This is a genomic window from Shewanella sp. KX20019, assembly GCF_016757755.1.
Lineage (GTDB): Bacteria > Pseudomonadota > Gammaproteobacteria > Enterobacterales > Shewanellaceae > Shewanella.
This window is the reverse complement of record NZ_CP068437.1, coordinates 4,166,917-4,187,442: the sequence shown is the minus strand read 5'-3', so window position 1 is coordinate 4,187,442 and position 20,526 is coordinate 4,166,917. Positions and strand designations below refer to the sequence as shown.

19 protein-coding genes are annotated in these 20,526 nt (G+C 44.2%); 8 read left to right on the top strand and 11 right to left on the bottom strand.

What is annotated here, in order from left to right; genetic code table 11:
* Positions 1-117: 117 nt before the first annotated feature.
* The gene (locus JK628_RS18115; protein WP_202286329.1) at positions 118-972 is read left to right on the top strand and encodes a pirin family protein; all 855 of its coding nucleotides are present in this window, start codon (positions 118-120) and stop codon (positions 970-972) included.
* On the opposite strand, the gene JK628_RS23355 is transcribed toward JK628_RS18115, so the two are convergent.
* Entirely contained in the window at positions 969-1,277 is a 309-nt protein-coding gene (locus JK628_RS23355) for a hypothetical protein (RefSeq protein WP_237524055.1), read from the bottom strand. The genes JK628_RS18115 and JK628_RS23355 overlap by 4 nt on opposite strands.
* Positions 1,278-1,701: 424 nt before the next feature.
* The gene (locus JK628_RS18105; RefSeq protein WP_202286328.1) at positions 1,702-3,369 is read right to left on the bottom strand and encodes an amidohydrolase; all 1,668 of its coding nucleotides are present in this window, start codon (positions 3,367-3,369) and stop codon (positions 1,702-1,704) included.
* Between the two features lie 145 nt (positions 3,370-3,514).
* Here JK628_RS18105 and JK628_RS18100 point away from each other — a divergent pair, with 145 nt between their 5' ends.
* Both JK628_RS18100 and JK628_RS23580 read left to right on the top strand, forming a co-directional pair.
* Positions 3,515-4,399, top strand: a complete 885-nt coding sequence (locus JK628_RS18100) for a 3'-5' exonuclease (protein WP_202286327.1) — start codon at positions 3,515-3,517, stop codon at positions 4,397-4,399.
* Positions 4,396-5,175 (top strand): DUF3465 domain-containing protein, encoded by a 780-nt coding sequence (locus JK628_RS23580; protein WP_443019973.1) that lies wholly within the window; start codon positions 4,396-4,398, stop codon positions 5,173-5,175. Before JK628_RS18100 ends, JK628_RS23580 begins: the two co-directional genes overlap by 4 nt.
* A gap of 92 nt (positions 5,176-5,267) precedes the next feature.
* On the opposite strand, the gene JK628_RS18090 is transcribed toward JK628_RS23580, so the two are convergent.
* From JK628_RS18090 to JK628_RS18080, 3 genes are all read right to left on the bottom strand, one after another.
* Complete coding sequence (locus JK628_RS18090; protein WP_202286325.1) at positions 5,268-6,194, bottom strand: DMT family transporter; 927 nt, start codon at positions 6,192-6,194, stop codon at positions 5,268-5,270.
* Positions 6,195-6,648: 454 nt separating this feature from the next.
* A complete protein-coding gene (locus JK628_RS18085; protein ID WP_202286324.1) occupies positions 6,649-6,879 on the bottom strand; it encodes a ribosome alternative rescue factor ArfA in 231 nt (76 codons plus the stop codon).
* Positions 6,880-7,135: 256 nt separating this feature from the next.
* The gene (locus tag JK628_RS18080) at positions 7,136-8,239 is read right to left on the bottom strand and encodes a permease (RefSeq protein ID WP_202286323.1); all 1,104 of its coding nucleotides are present in this window, start codon (positions 8,237-8,239) and stop codon (positions 7,136-7,138) included.
* A gap of 227 nt (positions 8,240-8,466) precedes the next feature.
* Between JK628_RS18080 and JK628_RS18075 the strand changes: the two genes are divergently transcribed.
* Complete coding sequence (locus tag JK628_RS18075) at positions 8,467-9,399, top strand: hypothetical protein (protein WP_202286322.1); 933 nt, start codon at positions 8,467-8,469, stop codon at positions 9,397-9,399.
* Between the two features lie 296 nt (positions 9,400-9,695).
* Positions 9,696-11,078: a Na+/H+ antiporter NhaC family protein gene (locus JK628_RS18070; RefSeq protein WP_202286321.1), complete on the top strand. Its 1,383-nt coding sequence runs from the start codon at positions 9,696-9,698 to the stop codon at positions 11,076-11,078.
* Positions 11,079-11,219: 141 nt separating this feature from the next.
* Here the strand turns inward: JK628_RS18070 and JK628_RS18065 are convergent, their stop codons facing one another.
* The 3 genes from JK628_RS18065 to JK628_RS18055 are packed head-to-tail and all read right to left on the bottom strand — an operon-like array spanning position 11,220 to position 13,437.
* Entirely contained in the window at positions 11,220-12,875 is a 1,656-nt protein-coding gene (locus JK628_RS18065; RefSeq protein WP_202286320.1) for a PepSY-associated TM helix domain-containing protein, read from the bottom strand.
* Complete coding sequence (locus tag JK628_RS18060) at positions 12,872-13,171, bottom strand: hypothetical protein (RefSeq protein ID WP_202286319.1); 300 nt, start codon at positions 13,169-13,171, stop codon at positions 12,872-12,874. Before JK628_RS18060 ends, JK628_RS18065 begins: the two co-directional genes overlap by 4 nt.
* Positions 13,168-13,437: a hypothetical protein gene (locus JK628_RS18055; protein WP_202286318.1), complete on the bottom strand. Its 270-nt coding sequence runs from the start codon at positions 13,435-13,437 to the stop codon at positions 13,168-13,170. The genes JK628_RS18060 and JK628_RS18055 overlap by 4 nt, the downstream gene beginning before the upstream one ends.
* 236 nt (positions 13,438-13,673) lie before the next feature.
* Between JK628_RS18055 and JK628_RS18050 the strand changes: the two genes are divergently transcribed.
* Positions 13,674-15,740: a TonB-dependent receptor gene (locus JK628_RS18050; protein ID WP_202286317.1), complete on the top strand. Its 2,067-nt coding sequence runs from the start codon at positions 13,674-13,676 to the stop codon at positions 15,738-15,740.
* 85 nt (positions 15,741-15,825) lie between these two features.
* Here the strand turns inward: JK628_RS18050 and JK628_RS18045 are convergent, their stop codons facing one another.
* The gene (locus tag JK628_RS18045; protein WP_202286316.1) at positions 15,826-16,356 is read right to left on the bottom strand and encodes a YgjV family protein; all 531 of its coding nucleotides are present in this window, start codon (positions 16,354-16,356) and stop codon (positions 15,826-15,828) included.
* Positions 16,357-16,464: 108 nt separating this feature from the next.
* Positions 16,465-17,061: a Crp/Fnr family transcriptional regulator gene (locus tag JK628_RS18040; RefSeq protein WP_202286315.1), complete on the bottom strand. Its 597-nt coding sequence runs from the start codon at positions 17,059-17,061 to the stop codon at positions 16,465-16,467.
* Positions 17,062-17,484: 423 nt separating this feature from the next.
* Here JK628_RS18040 and JK628_RS18035 point away from each other — a divergent pair, with 423 nt between their 5' ends.
* Positions 17,485-18,096, top strand: a complete 612-nt coding sequence (locus JK628_RS18035) for an energy transducer TonB (RefSeq protein WP_202286314.1) — start codon at positions 17,485-17,487, stop codon at positions 18,094-18,096.
* 191 nt (positions 18,097-18,287) lie between these two features.
* Here the strand turns inward: JK628_RS18035 and JK628_RS18030 are convergent, their stop codons facing one another.
* On the bottom strand, positions 18,288-19,490 hold the full coding sequence (locus tag JK628_RS18030; RefSeq protein ID WP_202286313.1) for an MFS transporter: 1,203 nt from the start codon (positions 19,488-19,490) through the stop codon (positions 18,288-18,290).
* 161 nt (positions 19,491-19,651) lie between these two features.
* Here JK628_RS18030 and JK628_RS18025 point away from each other — a divergent pair, with 161 nt between their 5' ends.
* A complete protein-coding gene (locus JK628_RS18025; protein WP_202286312.1) occupies positions 19,652-20,437 on the top strand; it encodes an AraC family transcriptional regulator in 786 nt (261 codons plus the stop codon).
* The last annotated feature ends 89 nt before the right edge of the window (positions 20,438-20,526 follow it).

Below are 20,526 nucleotides of genomic sequence, written 5' to 3'. Positions count from 1 at the left end.
GCGATGTATTGGTTATTTCTTTCGTATTATTAGAATGAATACTGCCATATTTCGTGTTATTCATTCTAATCACTGCTTGTTAACCTTGCCTTATTGATAACCATTTAGGCGAAACAGATGAACATAATCAGCCAACATAAAGCACATCGCACCATGGATGGCGACGGGGTTAATATTTCTCGCGTTGCCGACTTTACCCATCGCCATTTCGACCCATTTCTGATGATTGATGAACTCAAGTCTGATGATAAAGCGGACTATATTGGTGGCTTTCCGCCGCATCCACATCGTGGTATTGAAACTTTTTCCTATATTTTAAAAGGCGGTATGGAGCATAAAGATCAGCTCGGAAACGTTAAAGCAATACAGGCGGGTGACGTGCAGTGGATGAGTACCGGCAGCGGAGTGATCCACTCTGAGATGCCGTTAGCCGATAGCGATGCAGGGCTGCATGGATTTCAAATCTGGCTTAACATGCCCGCCAGTGAAAAAATGCGCCCAGCGCGCTATCAAGATACAACTAATACGCCGATCCCCGAAATCAGCAATAGCCATGGTGCCAAGTTACGAGCGTTGGCGGGGAATTGGAATTTTGCAGGACAAACAGCAGCGGCTCCGATTCAAGAACTTGCGGGTAAAGCTGAAATAGCAGACTTGGTACTTGATGCCAATGGCAGTGCGGAACTGACATTGAAGCAACATCAGTTTGTCGGCATTTACCTCTATGCAGGGCAATTAACCAGTGACACAGGGCAAATTTATAACCCACAGCAATTATTGCTACTTGATGCAAAAGCGGCGTTACGGCTTACTGCAACAATTGAGGGGGCGGGCATGCTGTTATTTGCGGGCACTCCGATAAAAGAGGATATCGTGCATATGGGGCCTTTTGTGATGAATAGCCAAGCTGAGATCCGCCAAGCTATTGATGATTATCAAAATGGTCGTTTCGGTGATATCCCCTCAACCTAATCTGATGGATGTGTCTTTAGGCTATTGCTGAAAGCGGTGCGTTTTGCTATTTCGCATTCATCTATCGGCAACGGATCTTTTTCTCGGTCAGTTAACCAGCACTGGTCATAAATAGAGCAGTAGCACAGGCTTATTCGCACATCGTTATCTATAGCTAAGAACTTTTTAGACTGCTTACCTCGATATGCAAGTGGCTGGATAACGTCTTCTGCTGGAAGAATGCGGCTGCCGATATGCGACTGGGTAAAAGTCGGTATGGCGGGAATATCGTCCCAGGTTTGAATTGGTTTAGATTGATAGGTCAAAGCGGCGTATTTGATGATGGCGGGACCAGTACCATTGTTGCTGACTCCGTAGTTGAAACCTTCGTTACTGAAACTACGAAATATTTCTAATCTAGGTCAAACCGATGTCCGGGCGTATGCTCTATCTATCGTCGCAGAGTATATGCCGACCACTGTGGTGACTAAGCTCATCAGTAGTGCCGATAACGCCACTATCATCTCGTGCTTATCCTTAACTTAAAACTATCCGTGGCCTAGTGCCTTCACTTTGATTCTGTGCTTAATGCGAGTACCTAAAAAATCAATGAGCTAGGTTATCATTTTGTTAATGAACTAGGCAACATAACATAGCTATCGTGAACGAACTGCAATAACGTGAGAGTAAAAGGCGAGCAGTCGTGCTCGCCTTTCGATTGATAGCTAATGGCTAACCATTCACTTTAGCTTAGGGCTGCTTATCTGCGATATTAAAGACCACTCGGCCATCAACCCAGGTTTGCAGCACTTGAGCCTGCCATATTTGAGTTGGATTACCCTTAATAACGTCGCGATCAATTAAGATAAAGTCAGCTTTCATTCCTGATGCCAAGTGACCAATTTTATTCTCTTGATGGGCTGAGTACGCCGCTGCAGAAGTAAAACTACTGAGTGCTTGGGCCATCGTCATGCTTTGGTCTGGATACCAGCCTAGCAGTGGTTTGTTGTCATGATCTTGGCGTGTTACAGAGGCATGCAGACCAAAGAAAGGATTTGCTGATTCTACTGGGAAGTCCGAACCCGCGGCGATAACGGCATTGGCGTTAAGCAGTTTTTGCCACGCGTAAGCGCCTTTTATTCTATCTGGTCCTACTCTATCTTCCGCCATGTTTTTGTCGCTAGTGGCATGTGTTGCTTGCATTGATGCAATAACTCCAAGTTCGGCAAAACGTGGGATATCCTCAAGACGCAATATCTGCGCATGCTCAACACGATGGCGCAGTGGCTTGCTATTGGTTAGTTTTATGAGGGCTTCATAAGAATCTAACACCAGTTTATTAGCATGATCGCCAATGGCATGGGTGTTGACCTGAAACCCCGCTTGCATAGCCGTTAGCATATAGCTGTTAAGTTGCTGGTCGCTATGGAGTAGCAAGCCCTTGTGTCCGTGGAGATCTGAATAATCTTCGATTAATGCCGCCCCTCGGCTACCTAAAGCACCATCGGCGGAGATCTTAACGCTGCTAAAATCCAGCTTCTGTGATTTGTGATGGTATGGCCCCTTACTCATAATGCTGCTGAACTGACTATCGCCAGCCGCGACCATGCCATACACCCGAATAGGCATCTCATCTCTATCGGCTAAATTTTTATAGGCACTAATAGTATTACTGCCCACGCCTGCATCATGAACACTGGTGAGTCCTAATCGGGCTAAGTCGTTCATTGCCGCTTTAAGTACCGTTTCTTGTTCGCTAACACTCAACGCTGGAATGGCCTGACTAATAAGACCCATGGCGTTATCGATAAATACACCACTGGGCTCGCCATCTGCGGTGCGGATGATCTCACCGCCTGATGGTGCTTTACTGTCTTTGCTGATCCCTGCAAGTTTCATCGCGGCGCTATTGGCCCAGCCTGCATGTCCGTCAACTCGCCTTAACCATACGGGGGTATCTGGAAAATGCTTATCAAGTGTGGCTGCGGTCGGGAACGTTTTACTTGGCCACAGTACTTGGTTCCAGCCGCGCCCCTGTACCCAAGCCAACTCTGGGTTTAGCTTCCGAAATTCAATGGTTCGCTCTACTGCTTCAGCTTCTGACACGCTTCCACGAAGATTGGTACGCATTAAGTTGAGCCCCCAACCGAGTACGTGTCCGTGAGCATCGATTAAACCCGGCAGCATGGTTTTACCCTCAGCATCAATCGTGCGCATGGCGCTGCCGTGTTTTGGTTTTTGCTGATCACTATAAAGGCGCATCACCGTGTCATCTTTAAGCTCAATTGAGTGAAACGAAACAAGTTGGCCTTTGTCGGTGGTATAGCCATTTACATTTTTAATTAAGGTGGTTTGGGCATGAGCACTAGAGCTCAACGCCAATAGGGCTGGATAAATCCATTTATTCATCTTTTTCATGGTTTTCGGCATCTTATTGTTATTGTATTAGACGCATTCGATACTAACAGTTGGATTTTATTAAGCAATAAGGGGGGATTTCGCGTTATGATTCGGCAAGAGATATCCTAGGCAAATGGCGATTAACAGCGTTGAGAAACACAGCATGAGCTTATATAAATTTGGGTTAGCAACAGAAAAGTCGGTGCTAATTAGGCAAGCGCTCGGTGTGCAAGCGGATGCTTATTTCGCTGCAATGGAAAGTGCTGAACAAGTATTTTTAACCTCCATTACCAATGAACAGAACCAGCAGAAACTTGATTGGCTGTTGCTACGAACGCATCTGATTTGCCGCATGAGCGATAGAGATGTTGCGCGCTTAAGTGATTATCGTATCGAGAATACTCAAAGCGTATCAGAGCGTTTAAATGGCACTTCGCGTCAAATCGTCATAGTGACTACTGATTCTTTAGGGGTAGCGATTGATGATATTAAGGCTCAAAAATGGGTTGGGTTTGATACTGAAACTGCCGCTAGCTTCGAAAAAGGTCGCCGTAATAGCAATCCTATCTCGCTAATTCAAATAGCGACCACTAGCCACTGTTATCTGTTTAGAATGGTCGGCACTAATATAGTGCCCTTTAAGGCGGCACTTGCAGAAGTGCTAGCTGAGCAGTCAAATATTACTAAGGTGGGTATTGGCCTACGTAGTGACATCAATTCGATGAAGCGAGATTTCGGTATCGTGCTTAACCCCATACTTGATCTCAATTGGTTAATGAATCAGCTAGGCGCTGCAAAGCAGATGGGCACGGTGCAGATGGCAGCGACAGTATTGGCACTTAAACTGCCTAAAAGTAAGCGGGTAACACTGTCTAACTGGGCTATTCCATTGAATAAGCCATTATCAGAGGAGCAGGTTAATTACGCAGCAGGCGATGCCTTAGCCGCATTGGACATTTATCATGCCTTGTTTGAGCAACTGAATATCTATCAAGCCTTATGGCCTAAATCAGTACAGCAACGTTTTTTAGCAGAGGGATGCTTGTGATTAATAAGGGACAGTTAATTCGTTGGAATGATAGTAAAGGCTATGGCTTTATTCGAGTAGCAAACACGCAAGCGGATAATGATGTATTTATTCATATGTCAGCGCTGCAACATATGGTCAGGCGACCCTTAGTTGGCGATGTGCTGTATTTTCAAATAGAGACGCAAGCCGATGGTAAGCAACGAGCATTTGCAGCGCGGATAGAGGGCGTTGACGCTAGTGTTAAAGGCTGCGCAGTCAAGAGCCATTCAAACCAATCTAACCACAAGCAAGCGCTAAGTAATAGCCCGATAAAAGGGGTGTTATACCGTATTGCGATAATGCTGGTAGTGTTGGCGATTGCCAGTTTTGTCTATAACCGTGTCGTCGCACCGACGGTTGCTCCAAGTAGTTCTGTTACTACTTATGGCTCCTCTGCATTGATATCAACAGCTGTCGCTGCAGATGAACTACGAATAAGCCAGGCATTTTTGCAGCAGCAAAGTGGCATACAGGTACAAAGTCGCGGCGTTGTGACTCGGCTGTTAGCTGACGACACTAAAGGCAGTCGTCACCAGCGGTTTATCGTTACGCTGGCCAACGGTCAGACCCTGTTGATTGCGCATAACATCGATTTAGCACCGAGAATAGAGAGTTTAAAAACAGGTGACAGCATCTCGTTTTATGGGGTTTATGAATACAACGAACGCGGCGGTGTGGTGCATTGGACTCATCATGATCCACAAGGTCGACATATTGGCGGTTGGCTTAAACACCAAGGCAAGACTTACCAGTAGCAACAGCCATTGAAAACGGCGACTGACATTGATGGTTATGTTCGTCGCCATTACTGCTCGTTGTCATTATGCAGAGTGTGTAGAGCAGTGGTTCAACGCCTAGCACTGGTGCCTTTTTTGCAAAACTTATGCAGTAACTGGTCACCGAATTGATACAAGGCTAGCCCCGTTAGTACAAAACCAGCCCCTATCACTAGCGCTGACGTAATCGTTTCACCATTGAGTTGTGCACCTAACATTATCGCAAATACTGGCGTGATTAAGGTCACTAACGCAACCGTGCTGGCGTTAAGATGCTGCAAAATGTAGAAGTAGGAAATAAAGCCAATCAGTGAACCAAATACCCCTAAGTAAGTGATTGCTAACAGCGAACGAGTTTGCCAAGTTTCAAAGGGTATCGTGCCATCAAATAGTAACCACGCTAAAGCAAACATAGGTGTTGAATAAATGAGTGCACCGACGGTACTGGCAATAGGGTGTATGTTGATTTTAACCGTTTTGATTAATACGCCGCTTAAGCTAAACAAACTAACCGCAGACAAGATTAATATCAGCCCAATCCAGCTGTCACTCGCCAGTGACAACTTAGATGAGCATACAATGCCAAGTCCGACAAATGCCATGGCTAAAGCCACTAAGCGCATTGGGCCGAATTTGGGCTCATTCAGTAATTTCTGTGCCAGTAAGCCTGAGATCAACGGCGATAAGCCAAAGATCAGTGACATGGTGCTTGAGGGCAAGTATCGGGCGGAAAAGTAGCTCAACAGCATACCACCAACAATCCCGATGGATGATACGGCATATAGCTTTCTGGCAGTGGCATTCCATGGCAGTCGAATTCGGGCAATCAGTATGATCAGCGACCCAAGGGTCAACGCAATTAGCATTCGCAGTAATACCGCCATGGTGGGATGCACCGACTCACTGCTCCAAACAATACCTAGCGGCGTTGTCGACCAAATTAATACCACTGACAAAAATGCCGTTGGAACCATCTTGGGTAATGCTGTAGCTGACATCTCAACACTCCTTTTGCTTAGTCATCAATAATGACCTGGGCTAATCATACAGATTAAATTAGAACCGCTGGAGAGAAGGGCGAGCAAAGGAGATAATATCCATCACCGCGCTGCAGACTCTTGCGGTGTGGAATCGAGAACTAGTGGCTAACTATTGATTATATTCCCAATTTACCGCGCAGCTAGAATGCCACATCACACTGGCGAGGAGTCGCAGTGTCAGGCAATTAACTTGCGTATAAATAGAGGTGAATAAAAGCGTCATGTTACCCAGTAGAATCTAGTGTCTCGAAGGTCTGATAGTCTATTTGTTGCGCGCTGTAGTCAACCGATAAATTCAACAATCACTGATTTAATCAATAGTCGATTATTGTAGGGCAAAGCAAACAGTCATTATGCGAGGGTGTCGCGAGATATATAGAAGGTGTTAATGAGGTTTTAGGGAGGAGGAAAGCTAGCGAGCCAGGTTATAAAAAAATGCCTGTCGCAGATAGTCAAAAGGGGCTAAGCCCTTCAGCTTTTGCCCCTTCTGTTTGCGGTTATAAGACCCTTTGCCTTTTTTAGGTTTCTCAGTCCGTGTTCGAAACAGGGTACTGGTGACGATGGCCTTTAACGCGTTATCTTTAATGACTCCGCGACCACTTTCATGTTCTATCTGCGGTTGTACTTGGCGATGTTTTGCCATTATGTGACTCCTATAGTCAGTTTATTCGCTTTTAAACTCATTCCTGAACTTACTATTACGTACTTGTAGTGCGCTGTTAGTTGGTGGGTTGCTAACAAATGAAAGCTTGCACCACTAAAAAGGAACTCGATTGAGATACTCTTATCAGTGGTGCAATTATACGCAATTATTAGTTGTACCTGCTAATACTTTTAACATCAGTATTAGCAGGTGATTTTTTGGTGGAAATAGTCGGTGACAATGTTTAACGTAATCGTTAAGCAAAGATGAAGCTGTAAAGGTAACCAGCACCTATCGCCATACCTAGGATCACGGCTAGAAACGCCGCTATCATCTGGTTCTTAAAAATCGACTTTAGCAAAATAACTTCAGTTAAACTGGCGCCCGCACTACCGATAATCAATGCCATGACTGAACCTAACGCCATCCCTTTAGCGACTAATGCCGAGCTTAATGGGATAACTGCTTCTGCACGAATGTAGAGTGGGATACCAATGACTGCTGCAATAGGAATTGCATACCACATGCCTTCACCAGCGTACTTTGCAATCAGCTCGGTAGGCATGAATCCGTAAATGAACGAACCAAGTAAAATACCTATCATTAAGTAGGGTAAAACTTGCTTAAAATCTTTCCATGTTGAACGCCATACCCGCATCCAACGATTATCTTGCTTAGCTACAGTGTTACTGTCGTTACAACCACTGGTTGTTTTGGTGCTTGGCGAGCCGCATGAGCTAACGGCAGGTGTACTACCACAATTGTTAGCAGCCAATGCAGCGCCACAACTGACGGTTTCTAGTGATAGCACTTGGTCATTACATTCTTTAGCGTCCGCTTTGGCGCTTACAGGCGTTGTAGGGGTATCGCTACAGCTAGTGCCACAACTAGAGGCTGTTACCGCTTCATAAGCTTCAGGTTTTACGTAGCGCTCAAATCCAAGTTTTTCTAGAACGTAGCCTGCAGTTACCGACACAAGCATAGCGACTAAGAAGTAAAACACCGCGACTTTTATGCCAAATGTCACCACAAACAGGCCGATAATGATTGGGTTCAATAATGGGCTTGAGAACAAGAAAACCATCATTGGGCCAAAGCCTGCTTTTGCTCTAAGTAACCCTTTTAAGAAGGGGATGGTTGAGCATGAACAAAAGGGGGTTATCGATCCTAGAAGGGCGGCAATGATGTAACCTTTGCCTTTTTTTGAGCTCAAAATCGATTGTATTTTTTCCGGTGGAATATACTCCTGTAATATGCCAACAATGTAACTTATCGCGAGGAATAACACTGTTAATTCAGCAGCTAGAAACAGGAACATATTCGCAGTTTCTTTTGCCATGATGATGATTTCAGGACTCATAATATTGACCTTTTACATGTTTGTTATTTCTGGAATTATCGAAATAATTGTAATGAGCGGATAATAAACTTATTAAGTATTTAGTCAATATATATTTCGATTTTTATCGAAATAATTTAAGTTAATCATTCTTAAGATGCTGTTACGTATAGCTGAGGTCGATAATTTCGTTGTTAAAATAGCGCAAACGCTTATGATGATTAAATCAATAGCTTAAAGGACAAACCATGCTCGATGCTATTTGCCAATATGATGCAACTAAGCCGATGACCTATTCGGTATTTAAGTTTCAGAAGTTATCTGATGGTGATATTGAAAAATATCGGCAAGCACTCGTATGTCCAGCATGTGCCGGTAAGGCTTATTATCGTAAAGCCTCGAAAGATGGTAAAGCCGCCTGTTTTGGATCCCGTTATCATCAAGCTGATTGCGCCGAGTTTAAACCTTCGGCAGCCAAAGAGCGTGAAGAGCAGCATGCCATAGAGGTTAATAAGCAGGTGGTTGATTCCGACGCGATGATTATCGACTTTAGTTGTGCTGCAAAAGTCACTAAGCCCAAAGTGCGGCCAACGGTAGATAAAGCACTGAGTGAGAATGGTGAGGTTGCGGTAAATAGCTCACCTGACATCACTTCCGTACCAGCCGAAGCTGACTTATCAAAACCAGCGCTAGCGATCGCCAAGCCAGAGTTGGTTAACGAAGACGATAAGTCAGAAACTAAAATGAGAATCGCGACTCAAGGACTGGAAAAGGTACTGCATAGCTTGTTACGTGGCAGCGATCTGGCAACATCGGATCTTTGGGTATATACCGATGAAAAGTATCGCTGGCGTGCCAAAAACCTATTTGTAAATTTTGCTGATGCTGAGCCAACGGATAATGGCGCACCGCGGATGTATTGGGGCACTATTTCACATACTGATAAAGAGCGCTTATGGCTCAATCCCGCCGAGACTAAAGATGTGGGGATCCCTATTGATATGTTTTCCAGTTCACTTATATCTCGCTTTGGCTTGAAGGTGCGTCGAGATTTTGAAGGCGCGGGGATCATTCTGTTTGGCAAATGTTTTTGGAATAAGGCCAAAAACCGTAAAATCATTCAGCTTTGGAGCAACGATGTCAGTCGACTCTTTATTTCTAAAGCTGACGAAAGTGAGTAACCGTTAGCCTAAAGAGGAGTCATTTTAGCTTAACAGTGTCTTTTTCAGAGCGTTAGCTGACTTTTCTTCCCACCTCCAATAAAAAATGCCAGCAAGATAGTAATTTTTATTGACTCAAAAGCCATTGAGGATTATTTTCGGCGCGATGTTTTTCCTAGGGCTCCATTAAAGGCCCGCAAAATTTAAGGTATCGGCAGGTACCTCAGGGAAAAGCAGCAATTGAACTCGACAAATAAGTGTATGAGTTTGGTGAATAATCTTGCCATTTTGGCACTTTATTATAAGGACCTTAGTGCATGTCTGAGCCGACAGCCTTAAGTCTTATCCCACCTGTGGTGGTATTGGTGTTAGCCATTGTGCTGCGCCGCCCAATCCTTTCTTTGATTATTGGCGCATTAGTGGGTCTAGCGATGTATGACAGCGCTAATATGCTAACCAATTTCGCTGATACGTCGTTATCTGTTATGGCCGATGAAACCATTGGTTGGCTTATTCTTGTGTGTGGTGGTTTTGGTGCCCTAATCGCACTGCTGGTAAAAACTGGCGGTTCAATGGCATTTGGTCGTCATGCATTGAAATTGGCCACAGGGCAGAAGTCTTCACTCTTTATGACATTCGTTTTAGGCATTGTGATTTTTATCGATGACTACCTTAATGCGCTTACGGTAGGGTCAACCATGAAGCGGGTGACTGATAAATTTAAAGTGTCCCGTGAAATGCTCGCCTATGTTGTTGATTCAACGGCTGCACCGATCTGTGTGTTGGTACCATTGTCTACATGGGCGGTATTCTTTGGTGGCTTGCTGGTGGACAACGGTATTGCTAGCGAAGGGCAAGGTATTGCGGTTTATATGCAAGCGATCCCCTATATGCTTTATGCATGGCTCGCTGTAGCAATGGTACTACTGGTTATTTTGGGTATCGTACCGGTTTTTGGACCAATGAAAAAAGCGCAACTTGCTGCAATGCAGGGCAAGCCAGCGATTAAACAGTTGGATCTCGATGAGGTAAAAACTTCGGACGAATACGCGCTTAAGGCCATTGAAGATGAATTTAAAAATGCCGATGAGGGTGGTAAACTACACAACTTCTTTGTGCCGATTTTGTTGTTGGTTGGCTTTACCGTTTATTTTGATATCGATGTACTCAAAGGGCTCATTGCCACGTTAGCGATCACTTTGCCCTATTATGGCTTACAAAAGTTGATGCCTTTATCAGAGATGATGGAGCAGATGATTGATGGCTTTAAGAATATGCTACCGGCGATTGGGACTGTGATAGCGGCTTTTATCTTTAAAGATGTGTGCGACAAGATGATGCTGCCTGAGTTCGTAATTGGCAGTTTGAGTCCCTATATGACCCCTGAACTACTGCCTGCTGTAGTGTTCTTAACCATGTCAGTATTGGCGTTTGCAACAGGTTCAAGCTGGGGGATTTTTGCGGTCTCTATCCCCATCGTTATGCCGTTAGCACAGGCTGTTGATGCCAATATCCCACTGGTTATTGGTGCTTTGTTATCGGCATCCTCTTTTGGCAGTCAGGCCTGCTTTTACTCTGACTCTACGGTATTAGCTGCTCAGGGCTCTGGGTGTAACTTAGTGAGTCATGCGGTAACACAGTTACCCTATGCGTTAATTGCAGCTGGGTTTACTTTCGTAGGGTTTTTACTGCTAGCGTAAAACTCACCGTTGTCTAATTCTAAAATAGATTGATGGTTTTTATTAAGCCAGTTGGTACTCCCAACTGGCTTTTTTATTGGAACATTTTGAGCAATATATCTTTGTTACTAATTTTTCAGCGCTGTGACTTATCAGTATTGTTTAATCAACCTTTGAAGCTACAGAGTTAAACGGTGTCGATTCCGATAACGGCGAGCTTGGTATCTCTAGTGCTTTATCAATAGCCCAAATACTGCCTTTTTCACCATAATAAGCTCTATGATGTGCCTTTCTTGCAGCCATATAAAACAGTGCTGCAAACACCAGTGCCAATAGATCAATCACGTTAGTGCTGATACTCGTGCTAGCCGTTATCTCACTCCAGTGGTTAAGGCTTGGGAGCACAAAGGTGAGTAAGCTGGTTACTGGGATCAAAAAACAACATAGTGCGAGTATTCTTAGTAAGTGAATCGCGGCCAGCGCTGCGCCGCGGGTAAAGCTGTATCCAATGGCGGCAAAGAAGGCAACATAGTAACAAAGGAGATAGTAACCGTTTACTTGTTCACTAATAAGGTAGAGCCATTTTGTCGCTAACATGGACACGGCAACACCGAGCATTGAACCTAGGCAAAAACCTATGGTTAGCGCCGCCATGTACTTGGTTGACTTACGCTGCTCACCTTGCTTTTTTCGACGTTTTTCAAGCCAAAGCAAGTTACCACTATAAAATAGCAGTGCGCCTAATAGCCCCAATGAAAAGTACATCCAGCGGCCAAAAGTCCCCGCATAATTACCGAAATGCAGCGCAAATAAACTGTTTACAATAGGTCCGTAAGCGCCATCGTTAATTTGATTTACAGTGCTGTATTGCACATCTAATGTATAGGGGTGCAGATAAACATAATCGCTATAGCCGCCACGCATCATTTTGCCCTCTTTTTGAAGTTCGACAGCGAGTGATGGGGCGTTAGAGCTCAGTTTACTAAATTCCATTGAGGTAATTTGATAGCCATCAGCAACGCTGTGCACTTGGGCCAAATAGCTATCTATGCTATGAATATCGCTAACGTTATACTCAATGCTTGAGCGCTCTCTAGGTTCAAACAATGGCTTATCACCATAGATTAACCCTAAGCCACCGTAGAACATGTCGTGAAAAGCAAACACCACCACGGTCCAGGCAATAATTAAATGAAACGGTAAACTTATTATCCCAATAAGGTTATGACTGTCTAACCAGAAACGATTAGCACCTTTATGTTGGCGTAGGGCAAATAGGTTTTTAACCAAGGTGGGCAAAAGCACAATAACCCCAGAGACTAAGGCCAGAAAATACAGAGCTGCCGCTAAGCCTAAAATCAGTACTCCAATATCTTCATGGCCTAGTTTTCCAATAATACCAGCGGTACGATGGAGTTGATCGATAAGCGTACCCAGCTCATTGGTGCTACTGGTTTGCGTGGTTAACTCTCCAGCCGCATTGAGCGTGCCATGTTTAAGGCTGTCATCAAGCCTTATGCCGCGACCACCGCCTTTCTCATACCATTTAATCGGTGAGTCACTGCTGTCAAAACTGATAATAAAACCATTACTAGCATTGGTATCTTGGCTAATAGCTTGCTCGATCAATGTGTCTAACTGTTGCAGTTTCACTTGATGTAACGCTTGAGCTGGTGGAGTTGCCCATTGCTCTATTTGTGGCTTAAACATAGTGAGTGAACCAGCATAAAATGCAATAAAAAGCACTAGGCCTGTCAGTATGCCGGTCCAGGTGTGTATGGATTGGTAGGTTCTAAGAATATCTGAGCGAATTTTCACAGTAACCACCAAAGTCCAAGCCATATAGCTGCAACACCAAGGTTAGCGAGTGATAGATAGAAAAATGCACTCGCTGCTGTTTTGAAAAGGAAGCTAAGCGCTAGGGTGGGCAACCAAATAAGGCTTATAAGCCACATATTCAGTTGCACTTTCATCGCAGCATCTATCCCTCCAGGGCCAAACCACGCAAATATGGCGACCAGACCAAAGGCTAAAGTTAGACCCAAAAAACTTGCGGTAAGGCTTTTTCCCCACCAATGAGGCTGGATTTTTTCCGCTTGGGTTAATCGGTTCATCGATGATTTTCTCTTGTTTTAGTCAGGGTGGTGAATGGCACACAGATCAATAAAGCCACAATGGTAAATAGCCAAGTAAAAATAGCCGCTGTCGTTGTTAGTAGTTGCATCCAGCTTAATAGCGCAAACAGCAGCAAGCTGCTGCCTACCCACGCGAGAGGCTTGGGCAGGGTGTCTTGCAGCAACCTTTGATGTTTGCTGGTGGCATAAATAATACCAACGCCGACTAACGTCAGCATCAGTGCTGAAACTTGGAACATGGTCATCTCTGTCTCCTATGTGGCAGTCTCTCTGTTCTGCTAAAACTGAGCAGGGGGTAAGGGATCACTCAAGGGTGTGCGGCCGTTATCCCGGTTAGATTTTTGATACGTGGGTAAAGAAATCATGTAAATGGTAATGTAAATGTGAATGATTCGCAATTGTATGCATGCAAGGTTTATTGTAAATTGTTGCTGCTTTTTAGAAGTGATTACATCTATTTACTGTGAATTTAAGGGATCCCATGGAACACAGGGTATTTAAGAAAAATCTCGTCGTAGCTGCAATGTTATGTAGCCCAGCTTTTTCGACCGCATTTGCTGCCGTAGATACGCAGCCAACCGAATCAATTGAAAGGATCACTGTTTACGGTGAAAAGGTTGAACGTAGCTTAAAAGACACGACCTCGTCGGTATCTGTTATAGATAAAGAGACGTTAGATAGTGGTCAATACCAGTCGGTATCGAGTGCGTTGTCTGAAGTGCCTAACGTAGTGGTGACGACGGGTGCCGTCCCCGATATTCGTGGTGTTACAGGTAATGGTTCTGCCAGTGGGTTCAACTCATTTACAGGTGGTGCTAAAGCGCGAGTATCTACACTTGTTGATGGCGTAGCAGAGCCTTTTGTTGCCGATCTCACTGGTGATACCGGTTTGTGGGACATTGAGCAGATAGAGGTGTTTAGAGGTCCCCAATCAACGATTAATGGTCGTAATAGTATTGGTGGTGCTGTCTTTATTAAAACAGCCGATCCTACCTTTGATTGGCAAGGAGCCGCCCGTTTAGGTTATCGCGATCAAGATAACTTTATCGACAGTGCAATTATGTTGTCAGGTCCGATATTGGAAGAGCAGTTAGCATTCAGAATTAGCGGGCAGAACGTCAATGGCAGCACCTTTAATAACGGTGAGGTATTTGGCACTAACCCAAAGACGTTTGACCAAAATGAGTTGATCACTAATCGATGGCGCGGAAAATTGTTGTGGCAGCCCGCAGCCTTAGATGACCTAAGCGTACTCTATAGTTTCTCTTATAACGATGAGAAAGGCGACTCGGGCCGTAACTACTTTAAAGGCGATGACCCTTGGGCCTATGTCCCTATGTTTCAGCGTTACATTACCACTAAGTCCAATACCCACTCACTGACATTTGACTATAAATTGAGTGCCAGTAAGTCACTCGATCTGCAAGTGGCTTATATGGATTATGACTGGGGTTTTCAGTCATATGAGGCAACGTCAACGGCCAAACAAGTGGTCGATATGAATGACAAGAGTTACACCGTCGATGGTAAATACAGCTTTGGCTTAGATAATCGAGACCTTAATGGATTTGTGGGCTTAGCCTATTACAAACGCACCCAAGATTTTGCCAGTGTTGGTGGCTTTAGTTATGGCGGCGATGACGGTAGCACTTCATCATCGGTATATGGAGAGATGACGTTTGCCATGGCTGAAAAATGGTGGGTGACATTGGGCGGTCGCGTCATGCGCGATGAGCAAACACGTAATTTTGCCATGCAATTTCGTGGCAGCGCTATTGATGAACAACTTGATGAAGCAAAAACCGTTGCACTACCTAAACTCGTGGTGCAATACGCGATTAGCGATAATACAACACTAGCGTTAAGTGGTCGTCGCGGTTATAACGCTGGCGGCGGAGCAATGGCGCTAACGCCTGCGGGTGGCGAGTATTATTACTATGACGATGAGTCAGTCGATACTTTTGAAATGAGTTCTCGTAGTCACTTTGATGGCGGTAACATCAACCTCAATATCAACCTGTTTTACAATGACTATGATGGATACCAAGCCTCAAATAGCTTGCGTCGTATCACCAATATAGACAAAGCTGAAACCTATGGTTTAGAGATGGAATTCACCAGTATGTTAGGTGATAACTGGCAGTTATTTTCTGGTTTAGGTTTGCTAAAAAGTGAGATTAAAGCAGCTGATCCGAGTTATGGCGATATTGTTGGTAATGAGCTTAATGCGGCGCCAAATGTGACCGCTAATCTAGGGGTTAAATACTGGCTTAGTGATGAGCTCACATTTGGCTTGTCAGGTAATTATGTTGCTGAATACTTCGCTGACATAGCCAATACTGAAGAGCGAGTCGCGGGTGACTATATCGTGAGCCGATTCAATGTTGATTATCAAAACGATAACTGGCGTATTAGTGCTTTCGTCAATAACCTTTTCGATGAGCAAGCGCTAACAGTCAATGAGCCTCCAAGCAGAGGTTACCCTGACGGATATGCGGCGGTAGTTGACCCACGTAATGTTGGTGTATCGGTAACCTATAATTTTTAACTTTTACCCGTAACGATGCCATCAGGGCATGAAGGAGCGGAATCAAGGGAGCTAAGGCTCCCTTTTTATATCCCCATTCTTCTATCTATTGAGCCACTTTCTTATCAGTGATTTTGTCATCAGTGAAAGCCAAACCATAGTAGCGATAGTAAGCAATAAGATTACTGCTGATAAACAGTAGCTCCATTACCACGGCTGCAGGTGAGCCCAAAAGGGCATTATTGATAAGCCAAATACTGGTGCCAATGAGCATCAATTGACGCAGGCGCAGATCACTGTGGCAAAAAGCAGCCATGGTTTGAACTGAGCTTCCTGTAAAGCTTAATAAGCTTAAGACTCCAGAAAAGGTATATGCTAAAACGAGCGTGTTTAAGGATAGGAATATGCACATTAAGCGTTTGGAATGACTAAAGATGCTGACGTAGTAGCGCATGGTTGCGAGCAACATTAATGCAGTGGCAGTCCATTGCTCAAGTAGTGCAAAGTGGCTGCTAATAAGTACACCCGAAACACATAAACAGGCGACTATTTTTTGTTTTTGTTTAAATTGAAACGAAAGAATGTCGAATACAATTGCGATGGAAATTAAGCATTGTGACAGCATAAAAGCGGACATATATAAGCCTTAAATGAGTAAGCTTGCGGGCTGCAGGCTTTTCACTTTTAAGGCTAAATAGAAAGGTCACTGTGGTCATTATCCTAAGTTAATAGGCGACCAGTATGTTTACTCAGTAAGTCGAGATTTTAGCCGTGACAGGCTTACAGGCGTGATGCCTATATAACTAGCAAGTTGAATATTATTGAGCTTCTGTACCCAAATAGGCCGGTGGTCGATTAAGAATTGATAGCGCTGCTGCGGGGTATTGAGTAACAAAAAAATCTCTTTCTGTTCTTTATAAATTAGCTGCTGGCTAAGCAATGCGATCTTAACTGTTTGCCATTGTGGTTGAGACAATAAGCTTAAAGGAATTTGCAGCAGTTGGGCATCCTCAACAACTTCAATTTGATATTCAGCGTTCTCTTTCGTTAACCAACAGGCATAGAGAAAGCAGAGCTCGTGGGCAAAATAAAACTCTTTAGATAGATCACCACCGTTATTACCATAGTGGCAGGCTTTTAGGATCCCAGAAACGACGAAATAGATGCTAGTTTGCGGTTCACCTTGGCGCAATAAAACATTGCCACTGCTAACAACCACTCGCTGAGATTGAGATAGCGCATTATCGATAACAGCCTGATCATCTAGCCCATATTTTTTAAATACGCTGCTGAGCGCCTTTAGACCGTCATCACATGGGGTAGATTTTAAATCAATATTCATCGCGTTATTCAATCAATAATTACTCTCACTTCGGTAAGGTTCTCATTATTTTAAGTGGCTTAAAAGCATTTTAATTCCCAAAGAAGAATTTATTATTTGTCTATTACTTACTTCATTTTAAAAGCTAATTAGAGCATGCCATTTAAACTGCAAAAAATAACAGCTCACAGATAATCTTAGTTATTCCACTGACGATAACTAACACTTGAACGCTAAAATTCCCGCCAAAAGAGCCAACTAAGGGAAGCCATTCTTATACCTATTAATAGATATGTCAGCAAGTCAAATGTAACCACCCTGTTTACTTCGTGTTAAGTTATTGTTGTGTTTGGTTTTATTTATTACAAAATGTAACAAAACGTTTGGCTTAACTTATTTATCCTGCTAGGAATAAAAGGGCACCCACTCAAGAAAGGATAATCTATGAGTCAAAATAATCTGTTTAGCCGCACGAGTATTATGCTAACGGGAGCCCTAGTCACTTTGGGTTTATTTATCTTTATGTCGCAGCTGGTTAAGACTGACCAAGTGTCTAGCGGCAAGATAACTGAGGCGCCCATTTTTCACATCACGGCCGATATCCCTGAACCGATCCCACCTAAATCTATTGAAAAAATTAAGCCGCAACCTATCACTCCCAAGCCCGAGCGTATTGCTATCCCTAGTAGTGGCGGTGAAGGAATTAATTCAGCAACGGATTCTGAGCCACCAATTATGCCAAAGGTGGTTGAGATCTATAGCCAAGGGCCTGTTAATCAAGATGCCTTGCCTGTGGTGCAGGTGTCACCGCAATATCCCATAGGTGCTGCAAGAGATGGTAAAGAGGGTTATGTGGTCGTCGAATTCGACATTAGCACGCTGGGCTCTGTGACTAATGTAAACGTGATTGATGCCTACCCTAAACGTATCTTTAATAAGTCAGCTGTACGCGCTATTAAAGGTTGGAAATATAAGCCTAAGATTGTTGAAGGTAATCCAGTGGTGCAGCCTAAGCAGCAAGTAAGGCTCGACTTTACCCTGGATAAGGCTAAGTAATTCTTAATAACTCATCGCCTCTAAGTGATCTTACTTAAATTAACCTAAATAGGTCTGAGTAAGATCACTCACTATGTCAATGTTGAATTCAGTTGGTATATCGGCGCTTGTCGGGCTTCATAGATAGTGGGCTGAATAAAAGTATGGATTTCATTCTTTAGCTAGGCTCCAATCATATAAGAGTTGATTGTTTACTGCCTGTTCGTTATTTGCGCGGCTAAGGGCGCTGACGCTGCTGTTATCAGCTTACTCTTAGAGGCGAAAACAGAGAATGCACTCCACAGCAAGGCTACCGCTGCACATATGCTCAATGGTTGCTGCCAACTGCCAGTATCTTCATGTATCGCGCCCATAATAATGGGTCCCGTTGCCGCAAAAAGATAACCCAAAAACTGCGCCATTCCAGACAAAGTTGCAGCCTGATGTGCGCTTGTTGTACGCAAGCTAATGAGTGCTAACGCCACAATGAAGCCACCGCCCGCGCCAAAGCCAAACATCATTCCCCAAACCATTGCGTGGGCAGGCGCTAAGATCAAACCTAAGATCCCCATAAACGCCATGATGGTTAAGCCGAAACTCAACAGCCGTTTGTCGTCTATTTTAGCCATTAATGGGATAAGTAATACAGCAGGCACAGCGGTAAATAGCTGTAATACTCCATGAATAACACCGGCTTGATGATGGCTGTATCCCAGTTCAACCAAGATGGTGGGCAACCAGCTGATGAAGATATACATCAAGAATGAGTTCATGGCCAAAAATAGCGTGATATGCCAAGCATCAGCATTACGCCAAAGGTAACTATGGCTATCAAGCTTCAGCGCGTCTTTGGTCGGGGCTGTATGGTTACGCAATTGCGGTAGCCATACCAATATCGCAATGATGGGGAACAAAATTAAACTGGCTAACGAAAAGGCCCAGTTGGGCATCAAGCGAATAGAGAGCGTATCAGCCAGTTCTGCCAGTGGGATTGCCAAGCTTGCACTTAGAGCGGAGCCCGCGCCCATCATCAATACATAGATTGAGGTCATAGTGGCAATTTTATTGGGAAAATCACGCTTCATTAAGCTAGGTAACAACACATTGGCAATGGCAATGCCGGCACCGATAATAACCGTACCGCTAAAGAGGCCTAATGTACTGCCTAATGAACGAATAACAAGGCCAAGGGTGATTAATAGCAGCGATAACATTAGTGCTTGTTCAAGACCACGCTTACGACCAACATTTGCAGCTATTGGTGAGAAAAAGGCAAACGCAAGCAGCGGTAGTGTGGTCAACATGCCTGCTTGAGTGGCTGATAGATTGAGCTCAGCTCTGATGGCATCAAGTAAAGGACCTATACCGGTAATAGGGCTACGTAAGCTCACTGAGATCAATAAAACTCCCAGCATTAAAAACGCACTGCTGGTCAGATAAGAGGGTTTTAGCTTTGTGATTGTATTGTCCTCGAGCAAAAAATAACGGCTTCACAGTAATGAGGGCAGCTTACGCTTCATTCTTCTTGCTGAATTGAGCTATAGTGACTTTTTATTGTTTAAAACGGTCAAGTAGCATGTTGAACAGTCATACCTTTCCTGTATTTGATTCAGATGCCTTTCCGCAAAAAGTGGTGGCTTTGACAATGAGTGGCGGCGAGCGTGATGCCGAAACTCCGCTGCATCAGCACCATAAATGCCAGTTGGTGATGGCGTTAAGTGGCTACATTAAGTGTAAAATTGCTGATGCGATTTGGATGGTGCCACCGAACTGTGCTGTCTGGATCCCGAGTCAACAATTACACTGCAATTTGATCTCCAGTAACGCCAAAGTGTGCATGTTGTTTATTGATCCCGACGTGCAAGGTATGCCTGAAAAAAGTTGTACCCTATCAATTTCGCCTTTGATAAGAGAGTTAACGGTACATTTGACCAGCCTAGATCAAAACTATCAGCCTAACACCACTACCGCCAACTTAGTGGAGGTACTCATTGATCAGCTAAAGCAGATGCCAAGCCAGCATTATGACTTTCCAACACCTGCAGAACCACGTCTAAAAGCAATCGCTGCGAAACTGATGCAAACTCCAGAGGATAGACGTTCGATCGCTGCTTGGGCCAGAGCTTACGCTATGAGTGAGCGAACACTGACGCGATTAGTTAAACAAGAGGTGGGGCTTACTTTTGGTCGTTGGCGGGGCCAGTTGCATATTGTTTTAGCCTTGCAAAAGCTAGCGAGTGGCAGCTCGGTGCAACGCATCGCAGAAGAACTCGGTTATGAATCGGCGAGTGCTTTTATCACCTTTTTCAAGAAGACCTTAGGTAAGTCACCGAAGCAGTATATTCAGCAGCATGAGTTGTAGCTTAACTATCAGTATTTAAAGGTATTTTGGTATAGTAGTGGTGCAATACTATCGATTTTATCAGCATAATCGAATACCTCCGCTGATTT

What these genes read in the sequence shown, in the direction of transcription:
- JK628_RS18115 (WP_202286329.1), top strand. Translation starts at nt 118, where the DNA reads ATGAACATAATCAGCCAACATAAAGCACATCGCACCATGGATGGCGAC.
- JK628_RS18105 (WP_202286328.1), bottom strand. Translation starts at nt 3,369, where the DNA reads ATGAAAAAGATGAATAAATGGATTTATCCAGCCCTATTGGCGTTGAGC.
- JK628_RS18100 (WP_202286327.1), top strand. Translation starts at nt 3,515, where the DNA reads ATGAGCTTATATAAATTTGGGTTAGCAACAGAAAAGTCGGTGCTAATT.
- JK628_RS18090 (WP_202286325.1), bottom strand. Translation starts at nt 6,194, where the DNA reads ATGTCAGCTACAGCATTACCCAAGATGGTTCCAACGGCATTTTTGTCA.
- JK628_RS18085 (WP_202286324.1), bottom strand. Translation starts at nt 6,879, where the DNA reads ATGGCAAAACATCGCCAAGTACAACCGCAGATAGAACATGAAAGTGGT.
- JK628_RS18080 (WP_202286323.1), bottom strand. Translation starts at nt 8,239, where the DNA reads ATGAGTCCTGAAATCATCATCATGGCAAAAGAAACTGCGAATATGTTC.
- JK628_RS18075 (WP_202286322.1), top strand. Translation starts at nt 8,467, where the DNA reads ATGCTCGATGCTATTTGCCAATATGATGCAACTAAGCCGATGACCTAT.
- JK628_RS18070 (WP_202286321.1), top strand. Translation starts at nt 9,696, where the DNA reads ATGTCTGAGCCGACAGCCTTAAGTCTTATCCCACCTGTGGTGGTATTG.
- JK628_RS18060 (WP_202286319.1), bottom strand. Translation starts at nt 13,171, where the DNA reads ATGAACCGATTAACCCAAGCGGAAAAAATCCAGCCTCATTGGTGGGGA.
- JK628_RS18055 (WP_202286318.1), bottom strand. Translation starts at nt 13,437, where the DNA reads ATGACCATGTTCCAAGTTTCAGCACTGATGCTGACGTTAGTCGGCGTT.
- JK628_RS18050 (WP_202286317.1), top strand. Translation starts at nt 13,674, where the DNA reads ATGGAACACAGGGTATTTAAGAAAAATCTCGTCGTAGCTGCAATGTTA.
- JK628_RS18045 (WP_202286316.1), bottom strand. Translation starts at nt 16,356, where the DNA reads ATGTCCGCTTTTATGCTGTCACAATGCTTAATTTCCATCGCAATTGTA.
- JK628_RS18040 (WP_202286315.1), bottom strand. Translation starts at nt 17,061, where the DNA reads ATGAATATTGATTTAAAATCTACCCCATGTGATGACGGTCTAAAGGCG.
- JK628_RS18035 (WP_202286314.1), top strand. Translation starts at nt 17,485, where the DNA reads ATGAGTCAAAATAATCTGTTTAGCCGCACGAGTATTATGCTAACGGGA.
- JK628_RS18030 (WP_202286313.1), bottom strand. Translation starts at nt 19,490, where the DNA reads ATGCTGGGAGTTTTATTGATCTCAGTGAGCTTACGTAGCCCTATTACC.
- JK628_RS18025 (WP_202286312.1), top strand. Translation starts at nt 19,652, where the DNA reads ATGTTGAACAGTCATACCTTTCCTGTATTTGATTCAGATGCCTTTCCG.